Origin of the sequence: Sphingobacterium shayense, assembly GCF_013179575.1 — a bacterium.
Taxonomy (GTDB): domain Bacteria; phylum Bacteroidota; class Bacteroidia; order Sphingobacteriales; family Sphingobacteriaceae; genus Sphingobacterium; species Sphingobacterium shayense.
Genome location: NZ_JABMCQ010000329.1, coordinates 1 through 1,232, shown reverse-complemented (window position 1 = coordinate 1,232; position 1,232 = coordinate 1). Strand labels below are relative to the sequence as shown.

Genomic DNA, 1,232 nt, shown 5'->3' with positions numbered 1-1,232 from the left:
CGAATATTTCTTATCAGTTTAAAGGCCGGGGGAACAGGCTTAAACTTAACTGCCGCCGATTATGTATTTCTTATGGACCCCTGGTGGAATCCAGCCACAGAAAATCAAGCTATCGATCGGGCACACCGATTAGGACAAGTTAAAAAAGTAGTCGCCATCCGTTTTATTTGCCCCGATACTGTTGAAGAAAAGATTATGTTTCTTCAAGGTAAGAAAAAACAGCTAGCGACTGATCTAATAAAATCTGAAACCTCATTTTTACAGAATCTTGATAGAAAAACGTGGCTTAATCTATTAACCTAATCAGCTAGCCTTACAAGGACAACTCCATCGCCGAATTTCAGCTTATCTCGGTCCTTAAACTTAAATCCGTCTCCTTCCTGTATCACCTCACCATATCCTTCGACCGCTGATTTCCCATCCAGCTTAAAAGCTACTTCTCTTTTTGATAGTTGTCCTTCCGATTCAAATTCGTACGTCGCTATTAGCACGCTATCGACAATGACCCCTTTAAAATTCCCGGAATTAATATCTTTTTCCTTTAAAGCGTAAATCAGCTGTCCCATCACACTGTCCCCTTGTAAATTCAGGTGCATTGCAATAGTATCTCCGTTATGCTCATACGCATATGACCCAATGATATTCTCAGAATCGTAAGATTTTGAATTCAGAGAATTAGAGATTGTGTCAACATTTGATTTGTTGTCAGTTCCAGCATTATTACACGCCGCAAACACCAGCGATAGAAAAAGTATACTTAAATTTTTCATAAGTCAATTTTTAATATTTACAATTAATTTGTCATGAAATAAAATCGCTAAATTTACTAATAATTCATGACCCAAGGTCTTTCCCATCCTTCGAATCTATTCCTACTTTCTGTTGCGTTTTGAACACGTGTGAGTCATTCCTTGTCCTCTTTCTTCAACAGTTTTTTTTAACAATTTGGATTGTATCAAAATCTTGAATTGACATCGTCATAATGTTTCGTTTCAAATCAACGATATACACTAGCTCAATATAACATGATCAACCAATACGCAAAAAAGAAGATTTAGTCGCCATCAAAACACAGAATCGTAATTGCTCAAATCGATAATGATTTTGCGACCTCGAGAGTATCTTCCAATAGTCTGTATTTAATTATCAATCCATCTTTAATCGTGATTTTTATAAAAAATAGAGAATCGACGATTCTATTTGTTTGGAGCATTTTCGTACTAAAGTCTCCC

2 protein-coding genes are annotated in these 1,232 nt (G+C 36.3%); one reads left to right on the top strand and one right to left on the bottom strand.

All coding sequences use genetic code 11. From position 1 onward, the window contains the following. On the top strand, nucleotides 1–303 hold a 303-nt coding region (locus HP439_RS19150), incomplete at its 5' end, for a helicase-related protein (RefSeq protein ID WP_172391920.1). Here HP439_RS19150 and HP439_RS19145 read toward each other — a convergent pair. Further along, nucleotides 300–770 carry a hypothetical protein gene (locus HP439_RS19145; RefSeq protein ID WP_172391919.1) on the bottom strand — a complete coding sequence of 157 codons (471 nt, stop codon included), beginning with the start codon at nucleotides 768–770 and terminating at the stop codon, nucleotides 300–302. The genes HP439_RS19150 and HP439_RS19145 overlap by 4 nt on opposite strands. Nucleotides 771–1,232 lie beyond the last annotated feature (462 nt).

Coding starts and splice junctions, on each gene's coding strand:
- HP439_RS19145 (WP_172391919.1), bottom strand. CDS start 770: ATGAAAAATTTAAGTATACTTTTTCTATCGCTGGTGTTTGCGGCGTGT.